The sequence below is a fragment of the Herbiconiux sp. J20-20 genome (assembly GCF_057365085.1).
Map to the genome: position 1 here is coordinate 1606486 of NZ_CP195122.1, position 22573 is coordinate 1629058.

A 22573-nucleotide genomic window follows, 5' to 3' on the forward strand; every position below is an offset into this window, starting at 1 on the left:
ATCCTGGCGTAGGTAGGGACTGCTCATGGCGCGGCGCACGGGACCGGAGAACCATAGGGAACCCACAGACCTGGCGCGCCCGCGCCTGCATCAAGGAGATCCCCATGCGACGCATCGTCCCCGTACTCGCTCTCGGCGCTGGCCTGTCCCTCGCCCTCAGCGGCTGCTTCGTCAATCCGCTCGAGAGCATCACCGAGGGCCTCGTCGAGAACGGCGTCGAAGAACTGATCGAAGGCCAGACCGGCGTCGACATCGACGTGGACGGCTCGGGCGTCTCGCTGCCGGACAGCTGGCCGACCGACCTGCCGCTGCCCCAGGGCACGCTCGTGTTCTCGATCTCGGCGGGGACCACCTACTCGGCGAGCTACGAGGTGAGCGACGAGAGCGTTGCGAACAACCTCGCCGACGAGCTCGAAGCGGCGGGCTTCGAACTGATCTCCGACGCCAACTTCGGCGGGCTCCTCAGCTGGAGCTACGAGAACGAGGAGTACCTCGTCACGATCTCCTACCTGGCCGGCGACGGCGACGCCTCGAACACCCTCCAGTACGGCATCGTCGAGCAGGAATCCGAGTAGATCCCGCCTGCCCCGACGAATTCTCGCGAGAACCGGCGCTTCGGCGCCGGTTTTCTGCGTCGGTCGCAAGAAATCCGGCGACTCGGATGCCTACGCTCGAAAGAGAAAGGAGGCGCCATGTCATCGCTCACTGCTCACCGCTCGATCGTCGGAGAACCGGAGGTCGTTGAGGACGGCGCGCTCCTTGCCGAGTCCTCGACCTGGCACGAGTTGAAGGCCGCCGTGAGCGAGCTGCACACGCTGCAGGCCGCCGACGGCAGCATCCCCGAGGTCGCGTCGCACGCGGCCGCTGCCGCGCTCGTCGCCCGGGCCGCGGCGTCGTTGCGGGCTCTCGCCCCCGCGGTCCCGCACGACGCCGCGTATCTGGCGGCGGTCGACGCCGACCTTGCGCGCTGGGTCGAGACCGGATTCCCGGTCCCCGACTTCTACGACAGCCTCGTCGCCTTCCACCCCGAGCAGACGCGCGCCGACGGGGTCCGGCACGTCGTGCTGTTCCCGATGTACACGCAGAACGGGCAGAGCGAACGCCTGCTCGAGGCGGTGCTGATCGAGGTCATCTGGCCCGACTTCGTCGCGGCTCTCGAGGGCGACGCCTACTCGAACGCAATGTTCATCCCGGTGCGGTTCCTCGACTTCACGGCCGGCTACGACACCAACTCGGCGGTGCTCTTCCCCGAGACCGTGTCGATCGCCGACCGCCCGGTGCCGCCGTTCACCTGGGGGGCGATCTTCGCCGACCGCGAGGCAGCGCGGTTCCGTCGCGTCGTCCGTGCCGCGGTCGAGACCACCAAGCTCGACCTGCCCGCCGATGCGGCCGAGCTGCTCGACGACCAGGCGATGACCGAGCACACCTTCGTGATGTGGGATCTGATCCACGACCGCAGTCACATGCGCGGCGACCTGCCGTTCGATCCGTTCATGATCAAGCAGCGGATGCCGTACTTCCTCTACTCGCTCGAGGAGCTGCGCTGCGACCTGACCGCGTTCCGCGAGTCGGTGCGGATCGAGCACGACGCCGCCACCGACGACGAGACCCGCGCGCACGCCCGCCACGTGCAGTACGCGATCCTGTTCGACCGGATCTTCCGCTTCCCGCTGACCGGCTCGCGCGTGCGCAACTACGACGGACTCGGCGGCCAGCTGCTGTTCGCCTGGCTGCACCAGCACCACGTGCTGCACTGGACCGACACCCAGCTCGCGATCGACTGGGCCGAGCTGCCCGCCGTCGTGATCGAGCTCTCGGACCAGATCAACGAGCTGTACTGGAAGAGCATCGACCGGCCGAAGCCCTCGCACTGGCTCGCCGCCTACGAGCTGGTGCGCGGCACGCTCGCGCCGCACCCCGCCTCGCAGTGGGCGCGCGGCCTGAGCGACGAGGTGCTCGCGGGTGCGCCGAAGGGCTACACGGACGCGGTGCTGGACGACGAGTTCCCGCTCTCGATGTTCTACGAGGCGCTCGGCAAGAAGCTGCGCGCGGTGATCGACTCGACGAGCGGGATCACGGCCGCCGACGCCGACGCAGCCCCTAGCCTGGAGCCATGAAAAGACCCGTTCTCACCTCGGTTCTGATCGGCTTGGGCGCCCTCGTCTACGGCGCCTCCCCACTCGACCTGGTGCCCGAGCTGCTGGCGGGCCCGCTCGGCTTCGGCGATGACGCCGTCGTGCTCGTCGCGGCCGGTGTCGCGATCTGGCGAATTCTCCGCAAGCGCTCCGGTCGCGGCGATGCCGGCGTCGATCCGGCGCCCGAGCACTGACCCGAATGCGAGACTGAGCCCGTGAGACTCCACGACGACAGCTTCCGTGCCTTCGCCAGCGACAACTATGCGGGCGTGCACCCCGAGGTGCTGCACGCCCTGGCGGATGCCAACGGCGGCCACCAGATCGCCTACGGCGAGGACGACTACACGGCACGGCTCGGCGAGGTCGTGCGCGAGCACTTCGGCGCGCGCGCCGAGACCTTCCCGGTGTTCAACGGCACGGGCGCCAACGTGGTCGCGCTGACAAGCGTGCTGCCGCGCTGGGGGGCGGTCATCGCGACCGACACCGCCCACATCCACACCGACGAGGCGGGCGCCCCGGAACGAGTCTCCGGCCTCAAGCTGCTCACCGTCTCCACGCCCGACGGCAAGCTCACCCCCGAGCTGATCGCCACCGAGGCCTGGGGCTGGGGCGACGAGCACCGCCCGCAGCCGCTCGCGGTCAGCATCACCCAGACCACCGAGCTCGGCACCCTCTACACGCCCGCCGAGGTGCGTGCGATCGCCGACTTCGCGCACGAGCACGGCATGGCGCTGCACATGGATGGCGCCCGCCTCTGGAACGCGGCCGCCGCGATCGGCGTGCCGTTCGCCGAGTTCACCACCGAGGCCGGCGTCGACATCCTGAGCCTGGGCGGCACCAAGAACGGACTGCTCGGCGCCGAGGCGATCGTCGTGCTGAACCCCGAGCGCGCCGCCGGGCTGATCTACCTGCGCAAGCTCAGCATGCAGCTCGGCAGCAAGATGCGCTTCCTGTCGGCACAGCTGCTCGCCCTGTTCGACGGCGGGCTCGGACTCGCCTCGGCGGGTCACGCGAACGCGATGGCGACGCGACTGCGGTCGGCGCTCGAGGAGGCGCGCATCCCGGGCCTGTCGTTCTCGCAGCCGACGCAGGCGAACGCGGTGTTCGCGGTGCTGCCGAACGAGGTCGCCGACGCGATCCGCGAGCACACCCGCTTCTACGACTGGGATCGTGCCGCCGGCCAGGTGCGCTGGATGACCTCGTGGGACACCACCGAGGCCGACGTCGACGCCTTCGTCGATCTCATCCGCCGCAGCTTCTAGGCTGGCCGGGTGACGACGGATCCCACCAAGCCCTGGCTCGACTCCTACGCCCCCGGCGTACCCCACACTCTTCCCGACCCCACCGGGTCGCTGTTCGACCTGATGTCGGAATCGGTGGCGACCTACCCCGACCACGTGGCGCTGGAGTTCTTCCGCCGCGAGACGACCTACGCCGAGCTCGGCGACCAGATCGCCCGGGCCGCCGAAGGGCTGCGAGAGCTCGGGGTGAAGGCCGGCGACCCGGTCGCGATCTCGCTGCCGAACTGCCCCCAGCACGTCGTCGCGTTCTACGCGGTGCTGCGCCTCGGCGCCATCGTGATCGAGCACAACCCGCTCTACACCCCGCGCGAGCTGCGCCACCAGTTCGAAGACCACGGGGCCCGGGTCATCATCGCCTGGGACAAGCTCGTCGAGACGGTGCAGGCCTTCCCCGCCGACGTGCGCGTCGACCACATCGTCTCGGTCGACATCACGCGCGCGATGCCGTTCGTCACCCGCGCGGCGCTCCGGCTGCCGATCCGCAAGGCGCGCGACGCACGCGCGGCACTCACCACCTCGGTCTCCGGGACGACGACATGGGAGACGCTGCTCGAGAACGAGCCGATCGCCGCGAGCGTGCCGCAGCCCGCGGTCGGCGACGTGGCGCTCATCCAGTACACGAGCGGCACCACCGGGCACCCAAAGGGCGCCACGCTCAGCCACGGCAACCTTCTGATCAACGCGGCGCAGGCGCGCGCCTGGGTGCCGGAGGTGCCGCGGGGCAGCGCGAGCGTCCACGCCGTGCTGCCGCTCTTCCACGCCTACGGACTCACCCTCTGCCTCACCTTCGCGATGAGCATGGGAGCCCGCCTCGTGCTGTTCCCGCGCTTCGATCCCGACCTGGTGCTGTCGGTCATCCGCAAGCGTCCGCCGACCTTCCTGCCCGCGGTGCCGCCGATCTACGAACGACTCACCCACGCCGCCGCTGAGCGCGGCGTCTCGCTGCGCGGCATCAGCATCGCGATCTCGGGCGCGATGCCGCTCTCGCCCTCGGTGGTCGAGCCGTGGGAGGCCGCCACCGGCGGCTACCTGGTCGAAGGCTACGGGCTGAGCGAGACCAGCCCGGTGCTGATGGCGAACCCGGTCGCCCCCACCCGCAAGGCGGGAACCGTCGGCCTGCCGCTGCCGAACACCGAGATCCGCGTCGTCGATCCCGAGAACCCGAGCGTCGAGATGCCGGCCGGTGAGCCGGGCGAGCTGCTCGTCCGCGGTCCGCAGGTGTTCTCCGGATACTGGAAGCGCTCGGAGGAGACGGCCGCCGTGTTCGTCGACGACTGGTTCCGCACGGGCGACATCGTGCGGGTCGACGCCGACGGCTTCGTCACGATCGTCGACCGCATCAAGGAGCTCGTCATCACGGGCGGATTCAACGTCGCGCCGAGCGAGGTCGAGGAGGCGCTGCGGTCGTTCCCCGGCGTAGCCGACGTGGCGATCGTGGGCATCCCGGACGAGCGCGACGGCGAGCACGTCGTCGCCGCGGTCGTCGCGGCGCCCGGTGCGACCATCGACGAGCAGGGCCTGCGCGACTTCGCGCGCGAGCGCCTCGCCGCCTACAAGGTGCCGCGCCGCGTCGTGCTGGTCGACGAGCTCCCCAAGTCGCTCATCGGCAAAGTGCTGCGGAAGAAGGTGCGCGACCAGCTCCTCGAACACCCCTAGCCTGGGACGATGCGATTCGGAATCTTCATCCCGCAAGGCTGGCGTCACGACCTCGTCGAGATCGACCCGAAAGACCACTGGGCGACGATGAAGTCGCTCGCCCTCGCCGCCGACGCGGGGCCGTGGGAGTCGCTGTGGGTGTACGACCACTTCCACACCGTGCCCGAGCCGACCGAGGAGGCGACCCACGAGGCGTGGACGCTGATGTCGGCGTTCGGCGCGGTCACCGAGCGCATCCGGCTCGGCCAGATGTGCACCTGCATGAGCTACCGCAACCCCGCCTACCTGGCGAAGGTCGCGGCAACCGTTGACCACGTCTCCGGCGGTCGTGCCGAGATGGGCATCGGCGCCGGCTGGTACGAGCACGAGTGGCGAGCGTATGGCTACGGCTTCCCGACGGCGCCCGAGCGCCTGCGGATGCTCAACGAGGGCGTGCAGATCATGAAGCAGGCCTGGACGGAAGGCGTCGCGACCCTCGACGGCGAGTTCTACCAGGTGGACGGCGCGATCGTGCGACCGCTGCCCGTGCAATCCGGCGGCATTCCGCTCTGGGTCGCCGGCGGCGGCGAGAAGGTCACCCTGCGCATCGCGGCGCAGTACGCGAGCTACACGAACTTCAACGGAGGCCCCGAGGTCTTCGCTCACAAGAGCGAGCTGCTGCGGGGGCACTGCGAGCGCCTCGGCACCGACTTCTCGGCCATCACGCGCTCCAGCAACTTCAACACCGTCATCGCCGAGACGGATGCGGAGGTGCAGCGCATCCTCAACGACTACGAGGCGCGTCTTCGCCGCTTCGTCTCCGCCGAGAAGGCCGCCGAGGTCGTCGGGCAGTACCGCGGCGAATCGAAGGAGGGTCTCGCCGGAACGCCCGAGCAGATCATCGAGGTGCTGCGCGAGCGCGAGGCGCTCGGGCTCGGCTACGCCATCCACTACTTCCCGGAGTCGGCCTACGACCGCTCCGGCGTCGAGCTCTTCGAGCGCACCGTCATCCCCGCCCTCTCCTAGCCCCCACCCCCGCCCCGCCCCCGCCGGGGCCGGGGCCGCCGAGCGCTACCGAAACCCACGACAGCTACCGGATCTTCGGTGGCGCTGGTGAGTTTGGGTAGCGCTCGGGGAGAGGGGGGGCGGGGTCAGTCGGTGTCGCGGGGGGCGTGAGTGACGGAGAGCTCGTCGCCGGAGAGGTCGACGCGCACGGTGTCGCCGTCGCGCACCTCGCCCGACAGCAGTGCGCGCGCGAGGTTGTCGTCGATCTCGTGCTGCATGAGGCGGCGAAGCGGCCGAGCGCCGTACACCGGGTCGTAGCCGCGCTCGGCCAGCCAGGCCCGGGCATCCGGCGTGACCGCCAGCTGCAGCCGGCGCTCACTGAGCCGGCGCTCGAGACGGTCGATGTAGAGCGACACGATCTGCCCCAGGTCGTCCTTGCTAAGCGGCGCGAACACGACGATGTCGTCGAGCCGGTTCACGAACTCCGGCTTGAACGAGGTGCGCACCAGGTCGTTGACCGCCTCGACCTTGGTCGACCACTCGAGCGTCTGGTCGGTCAGGAAGTGGCTGCCCAGGTTCGAGGTGAGGATCAGGATCGTGTTGCGGAAGTCGACCGTGCGGCCCTGACCGTCGGTGAGGCGCCCGTCGTCGAGCACCTGGAGCAGCACGTCGAAGACCTCGGGGTGGGCCTTCTCGACCTCGTCGAGCAGGATCACCGAATAGGGGCGCCGGCGCACGGCCTCGGTGAGCTGTCCGCCCTGCTCGTAGCCGATGTAGCCGGGAGGGGCGCCGACGAGGCGCGAGACGGAGAACTTCTCGCCGTACTCGCTCATGTCGATCCGCACGAGGGCCTTCTCGTCGTCGAACAGGTACTCGGCGAGCGCCTTCGCCAACTCGGTCTTGCCGACGCCGGTGGGCCCAAGGAACAGGAACGAGCCGGTGGGGCGGTCGGGGTCGGAGATTCCGGCACGGGTGCGGCGCACCGCCTCGCTGACCGCACGCACCGCATCCTTCTGGCCGATCAGGCGCTTGCCGAGCTCGCCCTCGAGGTGCAGCAGCTTCTCGGTCTCGCCTTGCTGCAGCTTGGCGACCGGGATGCCGGTCCACGCCGCGACCACGGCGGCGATGTCCTCGTCGGTCACCTGGTCGTTGACCATGCGGGGTCCGCTCTGCTCGGCCTGCTCGGCCGCGGCGAGGCGCTTCTCGATTCCCGGGATCGTCTCGTAGTTGAGCTTGGAGGCCTTCTGGTAGTCGCCTTCGCGCATCGCCTTGTCGAGCTCGATGCGGGTGTCGTTGAGCATGCTCTTCAGGTCGCCGACCGAATGCAGGGTGCTCTTCTCGGCGTTCCAGCGCATCTGCAGCGCGTCGAGCTCCTTCTCCTTGACGCTCAGGTCGGCGCGCAGCTTCTCGAGCCGTTCCTTGGAGGCGGCGTCCTTCTCCTTCTTCAGCGCCAGCTCTTCGATGCGCAGCCGGTCGACGGCGCGCTTGAGCTCGTCGATCTCGACCGGACTGGAGTCGATCTCCATCTTGAGGCGACTCGCGGCCTCGTCGATCAGGTCGATCGCCTTGTCCGGCAGCTGACGGGCGGTGATGTAGCGGTTGGAGAGGGATGCGGCAGCCACGAGCGCGCTGTCGGCGATCGTCACCTTGTGGTGCGCCTCGTAGCGCTCCTTGAGGCCTCGCAGGATCGCAACGGTGTCTTCGACGCTCGGCTCGCCGACGTAGACCTGCTGGAAGCGGCGCTCGAGCGCGGCATCCTTCTCGATGAACTCGCGGTACTCGTTGAGGGTGGTGGCGCCGATCAGACGCAGCTCGCCGCGGGCGAGCATCGGCTTCAGCATGTTGGCCGCCGCAACGCTGCCCTCGCCGCCGCCAGCACCCATCAGGGTGTGCAGCTCGTCGATGAAGGTGATGACCTGGCCGTCGGAGTCGTTGATCTCCTTGAGGACGGCCTTGAGCCGCTCCTCGAACTCGCCGCGGTACTTGGCGCCGGCGACGAGCGCCGCAAGGTCGAGCGAGACGAGCTGCTTGTCTTTCAGCGAGTCGGCGACGTCACCGGCGACGATGCGCTGGGCAAGACCCTCGACGACGGCGGTCTTGCCGACGCCGGGCTCACCGATGAGCACCGGGTTGTTCTTGGTCCGGCGGGTGAGCACCTGGCTGATGCGGCGGATCTCCGAGTCGCGCCCGATGACCGGGTCGAGCTTGCCGCTCTTGGCGATCTCGGTGAGGTTGACGCCGTACTGCTCGAGGGCGCTCTTCTGCTCCTCCTGGCTGGAGGGCGCGCCTTGCATGTTCGCCATGGTGCTCCAAACTTGAGTGCGTGTGACTCAAGTTTATACCCGACGTCGCGTCGCCGTGACTGTGAACTTGCTGGTACGCGCCACCTGCCGCGTCGGACCGACAACGCGGTCGAGCACTGCGCGGTGCCCGAGGTGCGAGTTGAAGACGGTCCACAGCTCGCCGTCGGGGCGCAGCACGCGCGCGGCCCCCTCGAAGATCGCACGTGAGACCCCCTCGTGCACGGCGGCGCCGCTGTGGAACGGCGGGTTCAGCACGATCAGATCGGCACTCTCCGGCGGCTGAGCCGCGAGCGCGGCATCGCGCTCGACCTCCACCGCAAGCCCGTTCGCCGCCATCGTGAGCCGGGCCGACTCGACGGCGGCGCTCGACTGGTCGCTCGCGAGCACCCGCGCTTCGGGGCGAAGCCTCGCGAGCGAGGCGGCGAGGATGCCGGTGCCGCAGCCCAGATCGATCGCCCGCTCGAACGGGGGCAGCTGATCGAACACGTCGAGCAGCGCGCGCGTGCCGATGTCGAGCGCGGTGCCGGCGAACACGCCGCCGGTCGCCACCACCCACAGGCCGAGCTCGGCGTGGAACTCGCGGCGCGGTTCGGCGAGTCCGCCCGGTCGCGGCCCGCGCGCGATCAGGAGACGGGACTTCTGCCGCGCGAGCGAGACGTCGAGCCGGTCGAAGTGCCGCCGCAGCACCTCGTTCATCCGCGGTGTCATGTGCTTGAGCCGCCCGCCCGCGATGACGACCACCTCGGGGTCGGCCTCCCGCGCGATCAGCGCCGCAATCTCGTCGAGCGCTTCCAACGACCGAGGCAGCCGCAGCAGCACAAGCGTCGCGCCCGCGACGAGTTCGGCATCCAGCGGCAGCTGCTGATAGTCGCCTCTCCCGTTCGCGCGCAGCGCCAGCTCGCCGAGCAGCGCATCCTGATGCACACGCACTCGGCTGGCGCCGCGGTCGAGCGCGCCGAGCGTGAGCGCACCGTGGGTGTCGCCGATGATCGCCAGACTCGAGCTCGCCAGTGTCGCTTCGGCGTGGTCGAGCAGGTAGGCATCGGCGGCGTCCCAGGCGCGCAGCTCGGGCGCCTCGAAGTCGGGCCGTCGACGCAGGTCGTCGAACGAGAACATGAGGCGCTCAGTCTAGAGGCGCTCGCGCGGGAGGCACCGCCGCGGGCTACCCTGCCGCCGCCGACAGCACGCGCGTGGCCTCGCGCTCGGTGTCGTCGGTGTTGTTGACGAGGTCTCGCGAACCGCGCAGCTTCGCCGCGATGTGCTCGCCGACGGTGATCGGCTTGTAGAGCGGCTCCTCCCCCTCGGCGAGGATGCCGGGCAGCGTCGTGATCACCGCGTCGACGTCGCCGTCGAAGAAGTAGGCGGCCGAGCGGCGACGACGGATCGTGCCGTTGATCACCGGCGGCTTGACGCGGTGCAGCGTCGAGCGCCACTGGTCGTTGGTGAGCCGGGCGGTCACGTCGCCGAGGTTCACGAGCAGCGCGCCGGGCAGCGGCGAGACGTCGTTCCAGCCGCCCTGGTCGTCGAGCACCTGCAGGCCCTTGACGTCGTCGGCCCACAGCAGCGTCACGATGCCGAAGTCGGTGTGCTCACCCATGCCGATCAGGTCGCCGTCGAGCTCGACCTTCGCGCCGTCCGGCAGCGCGTAGTTGTTCATGCGCAGCACGTCGAGCGAGTGGTCTGCCATGCCGGAGAGGGTGCCGGTCGGCAGGTGAAGCGCATCCTCGAAGATGCGGATCATGACGTGCGCGACCGAGCCGGCGTGCTGCATCCAGTTCTCGACGTCCGACTGGAACTCATCGACCTCCGGCCAGATGTTCGCCGCGTAGTCAATCGGGTCGAGTTCGACGTGCGGGTAGTCGGCCTGGGTCGCGCCGGTGTTGAACGCCTCGAAGAAGTCGTTCATGCGCTCGGCCTTCTCGACCCCGAGGCTGTAGCTGAGGCGCTCCGACTTGGGCGGCGAGTAGCCGCGGTTGATGCCCTTCGGCGCGCAGTACTGCTTCTTCTCCTCGAGGGGGAGCGCGAAGAATCGGTCGATGGCGCGGCCGAGACGCTGCCAGGTCTCGAGTGGGATGCCGTGGCCGGTGATCTGCATGAAGCCGACCGTGCGCGCGGCCTCATCGATCTGGCGCGCGACCTCGCGGCGCTCGTCGTCGGTGCCCTCGCCGATGTACGCGCTGATGTCGATCGCAGGGACGGTGAATTCGGACATGTAGGCTCTCCTCACGATCGCGATCCGAGGGATTGCGGCTGATAGGTATTGGTTATCGCTATCTTGTCCGATTCTCCGCGCGAACAGGTTTCCGACGCGTTACAAATCGATGAGAACGACCGCGTCCTCGGCGTCATCGGCGCCGCGATCGCCGAAGCTCGGGCCGCCGCGGGGCTCTCGATGCGCGAGCTCGCGCGACGAGCGAAGGTCAGCCAGCCGTTCCTGAGCCAGGTCGAACGCGGCCGCACCGTCCCCTCGCTGCTCACGCTGTACCGCATCGCCGGCGCCCTCGAGATCTCGCCGAGCTCGCTGATGCCCGCCATCGGCGGCGAGAGCGAGACGCTCGTCGTGCGCGCCGACGAAGGAGCGCGGCTCCCCGTGAACGACCGTGCCGACGCCGCCGTCGGGCGACTGCTCGCCGCCGGTCCGGACCATCGCCTCGAAGTCGTCGAGTACCGCATCCGACCCGGCGAGGATCTCGGCGGGTGGTTCGAGTCGACGGGAGAGATGACCGTCTACGTCGTCGGCGGCTCGCTCGAGGTCGAGGTCGAGCAGGTCGGCGAATGGACGCTCACCGCGGGGGATGCGATCACGCATCCGGCCGAGCGCCCGCACCGCTGGCGGCCCGGCCCGGACGGCGCGACCGTGCTGTTGGCGCTCGCCCGCGAGATCGGCACCGCCAGCCCTGGTCGCCGGAGCGTCGAAGACTGAGCCTCAGTCGGTCGGCGGCATGATCGGCCGCCAGACGACGACCTGGTTGCGCTTCACGCGCGTGCCCGCCCGCAGACTCACCACGTCGCCGCGCGCGCCCGCCGCGAAGACGCGACGACCCGGGCGATTGAGCAGCTCATCGGCGAGCGCGCCCTCGAGCTCCCGCACGCGCTCGGTGAGCGCCTCGACCTCGTTCTCCAGTTCGAGGATGCGCCGGATGCCCTCCAGGTTGAGCCCCTCGGAGCTCAACCGCGCGATCTCGCGCAGCTGCACCACATCGCGCATCGAATAGCGACGCGACTGACCCGCGGTGCGCCGCGGGCTGACGAGGCCCATGCGGTCGTACTGCCTCAGCGTCTGGGGGTGCATCCCGCTCAGTTCGGCCGCGACGGCAATCGCGAACAGCGGGCTGTTCTCGTCAACGTTCATCGCGTCCCCCCGTGCCTCAGGCGTTCCGAGCTCGACTCATCAGATCATCCCGCGGATTCTCGGCCGGCATGGCCGCCGCGAAGTCCTCCAGCGCCTGGCGCGCCTTGTCGGGCAAGTGGCTCGGCACGGCCACCACGACGGTGGCGAGCAGGTCGCCGGTGCCCTTCGCGGTGGCGACGCCGCGGCCCTTGACGCGCAGCACGCGACCGCTCGGCGTTCCCGGGGCCACCCGCAGGCGCACCGGATCGCCGTCGAGGGTCGGAACCTCGATCGTGGCTCCGTTGACCGCCTCGACGAAGGTGACCGGGACATCCACCCGCAGGTTCAGGCCGTCGCGCGTGAACACCGGATGCGGGCGCACCGAGACGGAGATCACCAGGTCGCCCGGCTGGCCGCCGTCGGGGCTCGGCGACCCGGCCCCGCGCACGCGGATCTTCTGACCATCGGCGACCCCGGAGGGGATCTTCGCCTTCGTGGTGCGTCCGCTCTGCATCTGGATGCTCACGGTGGTGCCGTGGATCGCGTCGAGGAAGTCAATCGTCGTCGCACCGACCGCGTCGCTGCCCTTGGTGGGGCCGCCGAACCCGCGGTAGCCGCCGCTCGAGGTGCCGAAGCCCCCGGCGCTGGCTCCGCCGAACATGCCGCCCAGCAGGTCCTCGAACTCCGACTGGCGCGCGTTCGCACGACGGCTGCCGCGCGGGCCGCCGGGCTGCCCGAACAGGCCGCTGAACACGTCGTCGAAGCCGCCCTGCGGGCCGCCGGCGGTGAAGCGTGCACCGCCGGCGCCCATGGCGCGCACCTGGTCGTACTCGGCGCGCTGCTCCGGGTCGGAGAGCACCGTGTACGCCTCGCTGATCTCCTTGAACCGCGCCTCGGCCTTCGCGTCGCCCGGATTGGAGTCCGGGTGATACTGCCGAGCCAGCTTGCGATAGACTTTCTTCAGCTCGGCGTCGGAGGCATCCTTCGACGTGCCCAGCACGGCGTAGAAGTCCTTCTCGAACCAGTCCTGACTGGCCATCGGATCTCCGCTCGTTCTATTCGGGGACGCTGACGGCGACCTTGGCCGCGCGAATGAGCCGCTCGCCGAGGGCGTAGCCGGGCTCGATCACATCGGCCACGGTGTTGACCGTCACCTCCGCGCTCGGGAGCTGAACCAGAGCCTCGTGGAGCTTCGGGTCGAAGGGCTCGCCCTTCTCGCCGACGCGCCGCAGCCCGTACTTCTCGAAGCCCGCGCGGATCTTCTGCGACACGATCGTGAGCGGGCTGCCCTCGACCAGGTCGCCGTGCGCGTCCGCGCGATCGAGGTCGTCGATCGCGGGAAGCAGCGAGCGGATCACCTCGGCGATGACCGCCTCGCGGTTCGCCTGACGGTCGCGCTCCACCCGGGTGCGGAAGTTCTTGAGCTCGGCCTCGGCACGAGCGGCCCGCTCGCGGTACTCAGCGACCAGGTCCCGCTCGGCCTCGGCCAACAGCTCAAGGTCGGCGTCGCTCAGCTCGACATCGGCGTCCTCCGCCGCGATCAGGTCCTCGACTCCGTCGACCTCGGCGGTGGCGCCGTCCTCCGACGCCACCTCCTCGGTCGACTCCTCGGGCGCCTCATCGGGCGTCGTGGGCTCGTCGTTGTTGCTTCGCTCGTCCGACATGACTACTTCTTGGGCTCCTCGTCGTCGACGATCTCCGCGTCGACGATGTCGTCCTCACCGGGCTGCTCGGTCGACGGCGACTCGGAGTCGGCTCCGTCTCCGGCCGCGGCGTCGGCGGCACCGGCCGCATAGATCGCCTCGCCGAGCTTGGTCTGGCTCTCGCTGAGCTTGTCGAACGCGGTCTTCACGGCCGCGTCGTCCTCGCCCTGGAGCGCGGTCTTCAGCGCATCCACGTCGCCCTGCACCTCGGTCTTGACGTCCTCGGGCAGCTTCTCGGCGTTGTCGGTGATGAGCTTCTCGACCGAGTAGGCGAGCTGCTCGGCGGCGTTGCGGGTCTCCGCCGACTCGCGGCGGGCCTTGTCCTCCGCGGCGTGCTCCTCGGCCTCGCGCACCATGCGCTCGATGTCCTCCTTCGGCAGCGACGAGCCGCCGGTGATGGTCATCGACTGCTCCTTGCCGGTGCCCTTGTCCTTGGCGGACACGTGCACGATGCCGTTCGCGTCGATGTCGAAGGTGACCTCGACCTGCGGGACGCCGCGCGGTGCGGGGGCGATGCCGGTCAGCTCGAAGGTGCCGAGCGGCTTGTTGTCGCGCGTGAACTCGCGCTCGCCCTGGTACACCTGGATCGCGACCGACGGCTGGTTGTCGTCGGCGGTCGTGAAGGTCTCGCTGCGCTTGGTCGGAATGGCCGTGTTGCGCTCGATGAGCTTGGTCATGATGCCGCCCTTGGTCTCGATTCCGAGACTCAGCGGGGTGACGTCGATGAGCAGCACGTCCTTGCGCTCACCCTTCAGCACACCGGCCTGCAGCGCGGCGCCGACGGCGACGACCTCGTCCGGGTTGACGCCCTTGTTCGGGTCCTTGCCGCCGAGCTCCTTCTTCACGAGCTCCGCGACGGCCGGCATGCGGGTGGAGCCACCGACGAGCACGACGTGCGCGATGTCGGCGACCTTGATGCCCGCCTCCTTGATGACGTCCTGGAACGGCTTCTTGGTGCGGTCGAGCAGGTCCGAGGTCATCTGCTCGAACTGGGCGCGGGTGAGCGTCTCGTCGAGGTTGGCCGGGCCGTTCTCGGTGAGCGAGAGGTAGGGCAGCTGGATGTTGGTGCTCGTCGAGCTCGACAGCTCCTTCTTGGCCTGCTCCGCCGCCTCCTTGAGTCGCTGGAGGGCGATCTTGTCCTTGGAGACGTCGACGCCGGTGGTCTCCTTGAACTTCTTGATGAGGTGCTCGACGACGCGCTGGTCCCAGTCGTCACCGCCGAGGCGGTTGTCACCGGCGGTGGCGCGCACCTGGATGGTCGAGAAGTCGTCGTCCTTGCCCACCTCGAGGAGGGAGACGTCGAAGGTTCCGCCACCGAGGTCGAAGACGAGGATGAGCTCGTCTTCCTTGCCCTTGTCGAGGCCGTAGGCCAGGGCAGCCGCGGTCGGCTCGTTGATGATGCGGAGCACGTTGAGGCCCGCGATCTCGCCGGCCTCCTTGGTGGCCTGACGCTCGGCGTCGTTGAAGTAGGCGGGAACCGTGATGACGGCGTCGGTGACGTTCTCACCCAGGTACTGCTCGGCGTCGCGCTTCAGCTTGCCGAGGATGCGGGCCGAGAGCTCCTGCGGCGTGTACTTCTTGCCGTCGATCTCGGTGTTCCAGTCGGTGCCCATGTGGCGCTTGACGCTCGCGATGGTGCGGTCGACGTTGGTGACCGCCTGGCGCTTCGCGGTCTCTCCGACGAGGACCTCGCCGTCCTTGGTGAATGCGACGATCGACGGCGTAGTGCGGAATCCCTCCGCGTTGGCGATGACGGTGGGTTCGCCACCTTCGAGGACGGAGACGACCGAGTTGGTCGTTCCGAGGTCGATTCCGACTGCTCGAGCCATGTGGGGTATCTCCTTGTGAGTCTGTGGATCACGACGGGGTGTGGATCACCTTGAGTCGTGCGGTATCAAGTTTACGGCGGGCTTCCTGTGCGTCAAGTCGACACAGCAAATCTTGAGCCTTCTCGACTCAAGTCACGCCGCGCCGGGGTGTTCTTTACCGCCGGTTCACCGGACCGCAGTAGCGTGCGTGCATGACCGAGACCACGCCCGGTGCCGACGACGCTGACGGCACCACCACCCCGCCCCCGCCGATCATCGGCAACACCCGTGCGATCGGGACGGTGGGGCAAGGTCTCATCGAAGACCAGCCGATCCCGAAATCGCGGGTGCGCGCCTGGGCGCTCTGGGACTGGGGCTCCGCCTCGTTCAACGCGGTCGTCACCACGTTCGTGTTCTCGACCTACCTCGCCAGCAGCCTCTTCGTCGACCCCGACATCGTGGCCGCCGCCGCGGGCGACGACAGCAACCCGGCGCTCGTCGCCGCCGAAGCGGCCAACGCCACCGTGATCTCGGGGGCGCTCACCATCGCGGGCGTCCTCGTCGCCCTGCTCGCGCCGATCCTCGGGCAGCGCTCCGACGGCTCCGGTCGACGCAAGCTCTGGCTCGGCATCAACACCGGCCTGGTGGTGCTGGCGATGGCCGCGATGTTCTTCGTCGCCCCCGTGCCGAGCTACATCTACCTCGGCGCCGCGCTCCTCGCCGCCGGCAACCTGTTCTTCGAGTTCGCGAGCGTCAACTACAACGCCATGCTCGTGCAGGTCTCGACGCCCAAGACCGTCGGACGCGTCTCCGGATTCGGCTGGGGCATGGGCTACGTCGGCGGCATCGTGCTGCTCATCATGCTGCTCGTGCTGTTCATCCAGAACTTCGGCAGCGACACCGGCAACGGGCTCCTGAACGTGCCGTTCGGAACCGACGGCGGTGCTCTCGACATCCGCCTGGCGATCCTCGTCTCCGCCCTCTGGTTCGCCGTCTTCGCCCTGCCGGTGCTGCTCAAGGTTCCCGAGATCCCGAAGAAGGCGCGCGAGAACCGGGTCGGCATCCTCGGCAGCTACCGCCAGCTGTTCCGCACCATTGCCGCGCTCGCCCGCAAGAGCCCGCAGGTGCTGCTGTTCCTGCTCGCGAGCGCGGTGTTCCGCGACGGGCTCGCCGGGGTCTTCACCTTCGGCGCGATCATCGCCGCCCAGGTCTTCGGCTTCAGCTCCACCGAGGTCATCTACTTCGCCGTCGCCGCCAACCTGGTCGCCGGCATCGGCACCTTCGTCGGCGGCTGGGTCGACGACCGGCTCGGCGCCAAGAATGTGATCATCGGCTCGCTCATCGGGCTCGTGCTGGCGGGCGGCGCGGTGCTGTTCATCGGCGACGCCAAGATCGGGTTCTGGATCGCCGGACTGTTCCTGACCCTGTTCGTCGGCCCGGTGCAGGCCGCCAGCCGCAGCTTCCTGGCGCGGATCACGCCCCCCGGTCGTGAAGGCGAGATCTTCGGCCTCTACGCGACGACCGGGCGCGCCGTCAGCTTCCTCGCGCCGGGGCTGTTCACCCTGTTCGTCGGGTTCACCGGCGACACCCGGTTCGGCATCATCGGCATCGTGCTGGTGCTGCTCGCGGGCCTGCTGCTGATGCTGCCGGTCAAGCCCAAGCAGTCGCAGATCGAGTGACGGGCGCGGCGCGCGCACCTGGACACCCGCTGGGGAGCCTGGCCCGACGCGCCTCGCCCGCGTAGCGTGGAACCATGAACGGCACGCCCGAAGGCGCCGCGCGCCCGATCGGTTTCTGGCTCAAGCTCGTCGATCGCCTGATCGACGAGAAGTTCGACGAGGTGCTCATCGAGCATGGCGTCACACATCGGCAGTGGCAGCTGCTCACCGTGCTGTCGCGCGGCCCGGCCGATCTGGCCACCCTCGATGCGACCATCTCGCCGTACCTGGCCGACAGTCCCGACGACCCGGACTCGAGCGCCGAGCATCTCGCCGAACTGGTCGACAGCGCGTGGCTGGTGGTGCGCGGGAGCCACTACGAGGTCACCGAGTCGGGCGCGAACGTGTTCGAGCGGCTCAGCGCCGTCGTCACCGAGCATCTGCACGCGGTCGGCGCCGGGCTCAGCGAAGAGCAGTACGCGCAGACGCTCGAGGCGCTGGAGCGCATGGCCCGCAACCTCGGCTGGACCGACGGCGCGGACGGCGCGTAGCGGGAGCGCTCAGCCGAGCAGCGCCCCGGCGATCAGCAGCATCGTGACCAGGAACCCGGTGGCGAAGTTCAGCCAGAGGAAGCGGCGCCAGCCGCGGTTGGCCGTCTCCGACTCCTCCTCCGTGACGTTCCACCACGGCGCCGCATTGAGCGCGTAGGGCACCGCGAGCACCGCGGCGAGGATTCCCGGCCAGGGCAGCAGCAGCAGCAGCGCCCCCGCGACGAGGTAGGCCGCGATCGCGAGCCGGGTGGTCGCGCGCGGGCCGATCACGGTCGCGATCGATCCGATCCCCGCCTCGCGGTCGGGCAGCACATCCTGCACCGCACCGAAGGCCTGCGAGGCGGCGCCCCAGAGGAAGAAGGCGACGATCACGGCGACGGTCGCCGGCGTCCACTCGGCTCCGACCAGCACGAGCGCGTAGACGGCGGGCGAGACGAAGTGCGTGCTGGAGGTGACCGAGTCGAGGAACGGCCGTTCCTTGAAGCGCAGACCCTTCGCCGAGTAGGCGACCACGGCGAACAGGCTCACGGCGAGCACCAGCCAGCCGAGCGGATCGCCCACGACGACCAGATAGACCACGAACGGCAGCGCCACCAGGCCGGAGAGCCACAGCGTCAGCCGGTGATACTGCGGCTGCAGCAGCGCGCCCTCGACACCGCCCTTGCGCGGGTTGCGCAGGTCGGACTCGTAGTCGAAGACGTCGTTGATGCCGTACATCGCCAGGTTGTATGGCACGAGGAAGAACAGGGTGCCGACGACGAGCGTCGCGTCGACGCGCCCGGTGGCGAGCACGTAGGCGGCGGCGAACGGGTAGGCGGTGTTGACCCAGCTGAGCGGTCGGCTGGTCAGGAACAGCGCGCGGATCACGCCTCCCCCTCCCGCCCCAGTGTGTCGTTTCTCCGGAGATTTTGGCCGGATGCGCTGGCGGGGCCCGGAACCACGGGCGTGCCGCGCGGATCCTCCGGAGAAGTGTGCACGGAGGCGCGGGGACCGCCGAGCATCGCCCAGAGCGCGGGCAGCAGCACGATCGCGCCGAACGTGTAGGCGAAGTCCTCGACCGGTGCCACGCCGATCGTGCGCCCGCTGGTCAGGGCGACGTCGTAGGCGACAATCCCGGTGCCGACCAGGACGTTGTCGAAGATCGCCGTCAGCACCAGGGTGACCACTGCCGCGGCGCCGACGGCGCGGCCGCTCGGAGCGCGTCGGGCCAGCAGCGACACCAGCAGCACGAGCACGGCGGCCGTCAGGAACTGCAGGTTGAGAAGCCAGTAGGTCAGCATGGTCAGTCTCGCGCCTCCCGGCGTCGAGCCAGCACGCGGGCCACCGCACCGTAGCTGTTCATCACCGTGTAGCAGAGCAGGGCGAGGAAGAAGAGCTCCTCGAGCGGCAGCTCCGGGCCGAGCAGCACCCCGGTCAGCAGCTCGGGGTTGCCGCGGAAGAAGATGCCGGCGTCGATGCCCGCGACATCCCAGATCAGGAAGTAGGTGATCCCGACCGCCATCACGATCGCGGCGCGCCACCAGGAGTGGGCGAAGAACAGCCGGAAGCGCACATCCAGCACCACCATGCCGGTCAGCGAGATCAGCAGCCCGACCAGGTAGAGGGCGTTCACGCGCGCTCCAGCGGTTCCGGCATCGGTCCGGCGCTGGTGTCGCCGCGCAGCCGCTTCACGATCAGCTCGGCGCTGATCAGGCACATCGGCAGGCCGATGCCGGGGATCGTCGAGCCGCCGACGTAGAGCAGATTGTCGACCTTCTTGCTCTTGTTGCCGGCGCGGAAGAACGCGCTCTGGCTGAGCGTGTGCGCGGGGCCGAGCGCGGTGCCCTTCCAGGCGTTCAGGTCGGTCTGGAAGTCGCGCGGTGCGATCGTGCGGCGCACGACGATGCGCTCGGCGAGGTCCGGGGTACCCGTCCACGCGGCGATCTGCGCGATCACCCGGTCGGCGAGCGCCTCCACCTCGGCGTCGCCGGCGCCATCCACGCCGCCGGCGCCGATCGTCGGATCGGCGGGCAGCGGAACCAGCACGAAGAGGTTCTCGTGGCCTTCGGGGGCGACCGAGGCATCCACCCCGCTGGGCTTGCAGACATACAGCGACGGGGTCGCGGGGATGCGCGACGGGCTGTCGAAGATCGCCCCGAAGTTCTCGTCCCAGTCCTCCGAGAACAGGAGCGTGTGGTGCTCAAGGTTCGGCAGTTCCCCGCGCACGCCGAGCAGCAGCAGCAGGGCGCTCGGCCCGGCCGTGCGCTTGGCCCAGTACGACTCGGGGAAGGTGCGGTCGGCGGGGTTCTCGAGCAGCCGGGTCTCGGTGTGGTGCAGGTCGGCGGCCGAGACCACCAGGTCGGCATCCAGTCGCTCGGATGCGCCGTCCGCCCCGACAACCTCCACCCCGACGGCGCGGCCGTTCTCGACCACGATGCGCTGCACGCTCGCGCCGGTGCGCACCTCGGCGCCCTCCGCCGCGGCGAGCGCCGCGACGCGCTCGATGACGACGGTGAAGCCGCCCTGCGGGTAGAACACGCCCTCCTCGAGGTCGAGGTGGCTCATCAGCGAGTACATGCTCGGCGCGAGCCGCGGCGCCGAGCCGAGGAACACGGCCGGGTAGCCGAGGATCTGCCGGAGCCGTCGCTCGGTCACCGTGCGGGCGGCGAGCGAGTGCAGCGACTCGGTGAGCAGCCGGGTGAGGCGACCGCCGCGCGCGACGACGCGACGGGAGAAGACCGGGCCGAACTTGTCGAAGGTCGAGTAGAGGAAGTGGTCGATCGCGAGGTGCGTGATCTCCTTCGCCTTGTCGAGGTAGCGCGCGAGCTTGGCGCCGGCGCCCGGTTCGACGCTCTCGAACAGGGCGATGTTGGCGTCGCGCGTGGCCGCGATGTCGAGGGGCTCGGGGTGGCCTTCGCCGAAGACCCGGTAGCCGGGGTCGAGCTGGGTGAGGCTGAGCTGCTCGGCGGCGGTGGTGCCGAGCAGTCGGAAGAAGTGGTCGAACACCTCCGGCATCAGATACCAGGAGGGTCCGGTGTCGAAGCGGAAGCCGTCCCGCTCCCAGGAGCCGGCGCGACCGCCGACCGCGTCGCGCTGCTCCAGCACGGTGACCTCGTGGCCCTCGCGCGCCAACAGCGCCGCGGTCGCGAGTCCCGCGATGCCGCCGCCGATGATGATCGTGCGCGTCATCGGGCGGTCCGAACGCTCGCCGCCAGCGCCAGGCGCAGCTTCACCGGGTCCGGCACCCGCACCCGCGTGGTGAGCAGCTCCGCGGCGGGCGTCGCCCGCAGTCGCGTCGACAGCTCGCCGAAGAGCGCGTGGGCGAGGCTCACGCCGCGACGCGCGTTCGAGGGCAGAAGCGGCACCGACCGCGCCGCGGTCGCCAGTTCGGTGTCGATGTCGTCGAGCAGTCGCATCTTGTCCTCCTCGTCGAACTTCTGCGGGTCGAGCCCGGGGAAGTAGCTGCGGCCCAGCGCCTCGACATCGGCGGACAGATCCCGCAGGAAGTTGACCTTCTGAAATGCCGAGCCGAGGGCCCGCGCGCCCGCCACCAGGGTGTCGCGGTCCTCGGCGGTGCGCTCGGCGCCGTCATCGGCGAGGAACACCGCCAGGCACATCAGCCCGACCACCTCGGCCGAGCCGTAGACGTAGCGCTCGAAGCTGTCCTGGTCGTGACGGGTGAGCGACAGATCCATGCGCATCGACTCGAAGAACGGCGCCGTCAACTCGGCGCCGAATCCCGCCCAGCGGGCCGTGCGCGCGAAGGCGTGCACGACGAGGTTGGCGCTGTAGCCCTCGTCGATCGCTCTTTCGGTGTCGCGCTCCAGGTCGTTCAGCAGCCGGGCCGCCACCACGGTGTCGAGGCCCGCCTGCTCGGCGCCGCCGTCGACGATCTCATCGGCGACGCGCACGAGGGCGTACAGGTTCTCGATCGGCTGCCGCACGCCGCCGCCGAGCAGCCGCGACGCCAGCCCGAACGAGGTCGAATAGCGCGCGATGACCAGACTCGCCGTCTCCTCGGCGAGCGCCGAGTACAGCTCCAGGCGTGGACCACCATCGTCGGCGCGCTTCTCGGCACGCCGTTCCCGTCGACTCACTTCACGCGCTCCAAGACCTCGTCCGCCACCGGGATCAGTACATCACGCAGCGCCGACGGCACATGCGGTGCCGACAGGCGCTCCAGCGCGCGTCGAGAGTAGTCGCGCGCGAGCGACTCCAGGTAGCGACGAGCGCCGCAGTCGGTGAGGAACGCGCGGATGCGGTCGGCACCTGCCTCATCGAGCTCCGGGTTGCCGAAGTCGCACGCGAGCTCACTCCAGCCCTCGCGCATCGTGGCGTACGCGATGAGGACCGTGCGCTTGCCCTCGCGCAGGTCGCCGAGCGTCGTCTTGCCGGTGAGGGACTCCGAGCCGAACACGCCGAGCAGGTCGTCGACGAGCTGGAAGGCAATGCCGATCTCGCGCCCGAAGTCGCCGAGCGTGGCGACCACGGCATCCGAAGCGCCGGCGAGAATCGCGCCCGCCTGCAGCGGGCACTCGAAGGTGTAGACGGCGGTCTTCAGCCGCACCATCCGCAGGATGTCGTGCACGGGCGGAGGCTCGTCGCCGCCGGCATAGTCGATGTCGATGAGCTCGCCCGCGGCGCTCGCGAACAGCGCCTCGTCGAGCACCTCGAGCAGCCGGTCGCGCACGACGTCATTGGCGCCGCTGCGATCGATCAACCGGTAGGCGTTGAAGAGCGCCAGGTCGCCGGCGATCACCGCCGCGCTGGCACCGCGGTGCTCGGCGGTCACCGTGTCGAGGCCGCGCCCGAGGGCTCGGTCGCGGTAGGTGCCGGCGATGTTGGGGGCGCCGCGGCGCACGAAGTCGCGGTCGATGACGTCGTCGTGAATGATCAGCGCCGTGTGAAGCAGTTCGAACGCGGCGCCGACGTAGGCGGGCGGCTCGACCTCGATGCCCCCGAGCGCATCGTAGGCGAGCGACACCATGCGCGGCCGGAACCGCTTGCCGCCGACCGTGTTCGCCTCGAGCGCGCGCCATAGTTCGACGTAGCTCGCGTCGAGGGTGCGGGCACGGGACAGCTGCGCGCGGAAGAACTGCGCGAGCACGTTGTCGACGACGGTCTGCCGGTCTTCGGCGACCACCTCCGACGAAGAATGCTTCAT

Annotated in this window: 22 protein-coding genes; 9 read left to right on the forward strand and 13 right to left on the reverse strand. The window is 69.6% G+C overall.

What is annotated here, in order from left to right; translation table 11 throughout:
• Nucleotides 1-104: 104 nt before the first annotated feature.
• The 6 genes from ACR3ZA_RS07755 (at nucleotide 105) to ACR3ZA_RS07780 (ending at nucleotide 6097) form a co-directional block, all read left to right on the forward strand.
• On the forward strand, nucleotides 105-575 hold the full coding sequence (locus ACR3ZA_RS07755; RefSeq protein WP_473661418.1) for a hypothetical protein: 471 nt from the start codon (nucleotides 105-107) through the stop codon (nucleotides 573-575).
• 117 nt (nucleotides 576-692) lie between these two features.
• Nucleotides 693-2117 carry a DUF6421 family protein gene (locus ACR3ZA_RS07760; protein ID WP_473661419.1) on the forward strand — a complete coding sequence of 475 codons (1425 nt, stop codon included), beginning with the start codon at nucleotides 693-695 and terminating at the stop codon, nucleotides 2115-2117.
• On the forward strand, nucleotides 2114-2329 hold the full coding sequence (locus ACR3ZA_RS07765) for a DUF1232 domain-containing protein (protein ID WP_473552677.1): 216 nt from the start codon (nucleotides 2114-2116) through the stop codon (nucleotides 2327-2329). The genes ACR3ZA_RS07760 and ACR3ZA_RS07765 overlap by 4 nt, the downstream gene beginning before the upstream one ends.
• A 21-nt stretch (nucleotides 2330-2350) precedes the next feature.
• Entirely contained in the window at nucleotides 2351-3397 is a 1047-nt protein-coding gene (locus tag ACR3ZA_RS07770) for a beta-eliminating lyase-related protein (protein WP_473661420.1), read from the forward strand.
• 9 nt (nucleotides 3398-3406) lie between these two features.
• Nucleotides 3407-5092 carry a long-chain-fatty-acid--CoA ligase gene (locus ACR3ZA_RS07775; protein ID WP_473661421.1) on the forward strand — a complete coding sequence of 562 codons (1686 nt, stop codon included), beginning with the start codon at nucleotides 3407-3409 and terminating at the stop codon, nucleotides 5090-5092.
• Between the two features lie 9 nt (nucleotides 5093-5101).
• The gene (locus ACR3ZA_RS07780) at nucleotides 5102-6097 is read left to right on the forward strand and encodes a TIGR03560 family F420-dependent LLM class oxidoreductase (RefSeq protein WP_473661422.1); all 996 of its coding nucleotides are present in this window, start codon (nucleotides 5102-5104) and stop codon (nucleotides 6095-6097) included.
• A gap of 125 nt (nucleotides 6098-6222) precedes the next feature.
• Here ACR3ZA_RS07780 and ACR3ZA_RS07785 read toward each other — a convergent pair whose 3' ends face one another.
• From ACR3ZA_RS07785 to ACR3ZA_RS07795, 3 genes are read right to left on the reverse strand one after another with little or no spacing between them, the layout of a single operon-like run.
• Nucleotides 6223-8379, reverse strand: a complete 2157-nt coding sequence (locus tag ACR3ZA_RS07785; RefSeq protein ID WP_473661423.1) for an AAA family ATPase — start codon at nucleotides 8377-8379, stop codon at nucleotides 6223-6225.
• Nucleotides 8380-8412: 33 nt separating this feature from the next.
• Complete coding sequence (locus ACR3ZA_RS07790) at nucleotides 8413-9495, reverse strand: methyltransferase (RefSeq protein ID WP_473661424.1); 1083 nt, start codon at nucleotides 9493-9495, stop codon at nucleotides 8413-8415.
• 46 nt (nucleotides 9496-9541) lie between these two features.
• A complete protein-coding gene (locus tag ACR3ZA_RS07795) occupies nucleotides 9542-10591 on the reverse strand; it encodes a 2-oxoglutarate and iron-dependent oxygenase domain-containing protein (protein WP_473661425.1) in 1050 nt (349 codons plus the stop codon).
• A gap of 63 nt (nucleotides 10592-10654) precedes the next feature.
• Here ACR3ZA_RS07795 and ACR3ZA_RS07800 point away from each other — a divergent pair, with 63 nt between their 5' ends.
• Nucleotides 10655-11302 carry a helix-turn-helix domain-containing protein gene (locus ACR3ZA_RS07800; protein WP_473661426.1) on the forward strand — a complete coding sequence of 216 codons (648 nt, stop codon included), beginning with the start codon at nucleotides 10655-10657 and terminating at the stop codon, nucleotides 11300-11302.
• Nucleotides 11303-11305: 3 nt separating this feature from the next.
• On the opposite strand, the gene ACR3ZA_RS07805 is transcribed toward ACR3ZA_RS07800, so the two are convergent.
• From ACR3ZA_RS07805 to dnaK, 4 genes are read right to left on the reverse strand one after another with little or no spacing between them, the layout of a single operon-like run.
• A complete protein-coding gene (locus ACR3ZA_RS07805) occupies nucleotides 11306-11731 on the reverse strand; it encodes a heat shock protein transcriptional repressor HspR (RefSeq protein ID WP_473661427.1) in 426 nt (141 codons plus the stop codon).
• A 16-nt stretch (nucleotides 11732-11747) separates the two neighbouring features.
• Nucleotides 11748-12749: a DnaJ C-terminal domain-containing protein gene (locus tag ACR3ZA_RS07810; RefSeq protein WP_473661428.1), complete on the reverse strand. Its 1002-nt coding sequence runs from the start codon at nucleotides 12747-12749 to the stop codon at nucleotides 11748-11750.
• Between the two features lie 16 nt (nucleotides 12750-12765).
• A complete protein-coding gene (locus ACR3ZA_RS07815) occupies nucleotides 12766-13374 on the reverse strand; it encodes a nucleotide exchange factor GrpE (protein ID WP_473552709.1) in 609 nt (202 codons plus the stop codon).
• Nucleotides 13375-13376: 2 nt separating this feature from the next.
• Nucleotides 13377-15242 (reverse strand): molecular chaperone DnaK, encoded by a 1866-nt coding sequence (dnaK, locus tag ACR3ZA_RS07820; RefSeq protein ID WP_473661429.1) that lies wholly within the window; start codon nucleotides 15240-15242, stop codon nucleotides 13377-13379.
• A gap of 191 nt (nucleotides 15243-15433) precedes the next feature.
• Between dnaK and ACR3ZA_RS07825 the strand changes: the two genes are divergently transcribed.
• Both ACR3ZA_RS07825 and ACR3ZA_RS07830 read left to right on the forward strand, forming a co-directional pair.
• Nucleotides 15434-16900 (forward strand): MFS transporter, encoded by a 1467-nt coding sequence (locus tag ACR3ZA_RS07825; RefSeq protein ID WP_473661430.1) that lies wholly within the window; start codon nucleotides 15434-15436, stop codon nucleotides 16898-16900.
• 74 nt (nucleotides 16901-16974) lie between these two features.
• Complete coding sequence (locus ACR3ZA_RS07830; protein ID WP_473661431.1) at nucleotides 16975-17430, forward strand: MarR family winged helix-turn-helix transcriptional regulator; 456 nt, start codon at nucleotides 16975-16977, stop codon at nucleotides 17428-17430.
• A gap of 9 nt (nucleotides 17431-17439) precedes the next feature.
• Here ACR3ZA_RS07830 and ACR3ZA_RS07835 read toward each other — a convergent pair whose 3' ends face one another.
• From ACR3ZA_RS07835 to ACR3ZA_RS07860, 6 genes are read right to left on the reverse strand one after another with little or no spacing between them, the layout of a single operon-like run.
• Complete coding sequence (locus ACR3ZA_RS07835; RefSeq protein ID WP_473661432.1) at nucleotides 17440-18297, reverse strand: prenyltransferase; 858 nt, start codon at nucleotides 18295-18297, stop codon at nucleotides 17440-17442.
• Entirely contained in the window at nucleotides 18294-18710 is a 417-nt protein-coding gene (locus tag ACR3ZA_RS07840) for a lycopene cyclase domain-containing protein (protein ID WP_473661433.1), read from the reverse strand. Before ACR3ZA_RS07840 ends, ACR3ZA_RS07835 begins: the two co-directional genes overlap by 4 nt.
• Nucleotides 18711-18712: 2 nt before the next feature.
• Entirely contained in the window at nucleotides 18713-19042 is a 330-nt protein-coding gene (locus ACR3ZA_RS07845; RefSeq protein WP_473661434.1) for a lycopene cyclase domain-containing protein, read from the reverse strand.
• Nucleotides 19039-20598 (reverse strand): phytoene desaturase family protein, encoded by a 1560-nt coding sequence (crtI, locus tag ACR3ZA_RS07850; RefSeq protein ID WP_473661435.1) that lies wholly within the window; start codon nucleotides 20596-20598, stop codon nucleotides 19039-19041. Before crtI ends, ACR3ZA_RS07845 begins: the two co-directional genes overlap by 4 nt.
• Entirely contained in the window at nucleotides 20595-21506 is a 912-nt protein-coding gene (locus tag ACR3ZA_RS07855; RefSeq protein WP_473661436.1) for a squalene/phytoene synthase family protein, read from the reverse strand. The genes crtI and ACR3ZA_RS07855 overlap by 4 nt, the downstream gene beginning before the upstream one ends.
• Nucleotides 21503-22573 carry a polyprenyl synthetase family protein gene (locus ACR3ZA_RS07860; RefSeq protein ID WP_473661437.1) on the reverse strand — a complete coding sequence of 357 codons (1071 nt, stop codon included), beginning with the start codon at nucleotides 22571-22573 and terminating at the stop codon, nucleotides 21503-21505. The genes ACR3ZA_RS07855 and ACR3ZA_RS07860 overlap by 4 nt, the downstream gene beginning before the upstream one ends.

What these genes read in the sequence shown, in the direction of transcription:
- ACR3ZA_RS07755 (WP_473661418.1), top strand. Translation starts at nt 105, where the DNA reads ATGCGACGCATCGTCCCCGTACTCGCTCTCGGCGCTGGCCTGTCCCTC.
- ACR3ZA_RS07760 (WP_473661419.1), top strand. Translation starts at nt 693, where the DNA reads ATGTCATCGCTCACTGCTCACCGCTCGATCGTCGGAGAACCGGAGGTC.
- ACR3ZA_RS07765 (WP_473552677.1), top strand. Translation starts at nt 2,114, where the DNA reads ATGAAAAGACCCGTTCTCACCTCGGTTCTGATCGGCTTGGGCGCCCTC.
- ACR3ZA_RS07780 (WP_473661422.1), top strand. Translation starts at nt 5,102, where the DNA reads ATGCGATTCGGAATCTTCATCCCGCAAGGCTGGCGTCACGACCTCGTC.
- ACR3ZA_RS07785 (WP_473661423.1), bottom strand. Translation starts at nt 8,379, where the DNA reads ATGGCGAACATGCAAGGCGCGCCCTCCAGCCAGGAGGAGCAGAAGAGC.
- ACR3ZA_RS07790 (WP_473661424.1), bottom strand. Translation starts at nt 9,495, where the DNA reads ATGTTCTCGTTCGACGACCTGCGTCGACGGCCCGACTTCGAGGCGCCC.
- ACR3ZA_RS07795 (WP_473661425.1), bottom strand. Translation starts at nt 10,591, where the DNA reads ATGTCCGAATTCACCGTCCCTGCGATCGACATCAGCGCGTACATCGGC.
- ACR3ZA_RS07805 (WP_473661427.1), bottom strand. Translation starts at nt 11,731, where the DNA reads ATGAACGTTGACGAGAACAGCCCGCTGTTCGCGATTGCCGTCGCGGCC.
- ACR3ZA_RS07810 (WP_473661428.1), bottom strand. Translation starts at nt 12,749, where the DNA reads ATGGCCAGTCAGGACTGGTTCGAGAAGGACTTCTACGCCGTGCTGGGC.
- ACR3ZA_RS07815 (WP_473552709.1), bottom strand. Translation starts at nt 13,374, where the DNA reads ATGTCGGACGAGCGAAGCAACAACGACGAGCCCACGACGCCCGATGAG.
- dnaK (WP_473661429.1), bottom strand. Translation starts at nt 15,242, where the DNA reads ATGGCTCGAGCAGTCGGAATCGACCTCGGAACGACCAACTCGGTCGTC.
- ACR3ZA_RS07825 (WP_473661430.1), top strand. Translation starts at nt 15,434, where the DNA reads ATGACCGAGACCACGCCCGGTGCCGACGACGCTGACGGCACCACCACC.
- ACR3ZA_RS07830 (WP_473661431.1), top strand. Translation starts at nt 16,975, where the DNA reads ATGAACGGCACGCCCGAAGGCGCCGCGCGCCCGATCGGTTTCTGGCTC.
- ACR3ZA_RS07840 (WP_473661433.1), bottom strand. Translation starts at nt 18,710, where the DNA reads ATGCTGACCTACTGGCTTCTCAACCTGCAGTTCCTGACGGCCGCCGTG.
- crtI (WP_473661435.1), bottom strand. Translation starts at nt 20,598, where the DNA reads ATGACGCGCACGATCATCATCGGCGGCGGCATCGCGGGACTCGCGACC.
- ACR3ZA_RS07860 (WP_473661437.1), bottom strand. Translation starts at nt 22,573, where the DNA reads ATGAAGCATTCTTCGTCGGAGGTGGTCGCCGAAGACCGGCAGACCGTC.